The organism is Chryseobacterium sp. SIMBA_029, assembly GCF_046535275.1.
Taxonomy (GTDB): Bacteria; Bacteroidota; Bacteroidia; order Flavobacteriales; family Weeksellaceae; genus Chryseobacterium.
Window position 1 is genome coordinate 1 of record NZ_JAWRXA010000885.1, and the last position, 233, is coordinate 233.

A 233-nucleotide genomic window follows, 5' to 3' on the forward strand; every position below is an offset into this window, starting at 1 on the left:
GTTTGAGCTCTTGCGTTCATCAGACGTTTCCCCAGCGCTCAGGCGCTGGCGGCCTTTCGCTGGTCTGCATCGCCGTCGCCTTCGGCATAGCGGCTGGTGCGGAAAGGCAGTCCCAGATGATCGCGAAGCGTCTCGCCCTTCAGCTTGGGATCGAAATAGCCGCGGCGCTGCAGGATGGGCAGGACGTGATGCGCGAAGTCGTCGAAGCCCTCGGCGATCACGGGGAAGCCGAG

At 63.9% G+C, this 233-nt stretch carries 1 protein-coding gene; it reads right to left on the reverse strand.

The window, feature by feature from the left end; translation table 11 throughout:
- Positions 1-38: 38 nt before the first annotated feature.
- A partial coding sequence (locus SB679_RS26390) for a hypothetical protein (protein WP_410705398.1) occupies positions 39-233 on the reverse strand: 195 nt, incomplete at its 5' end.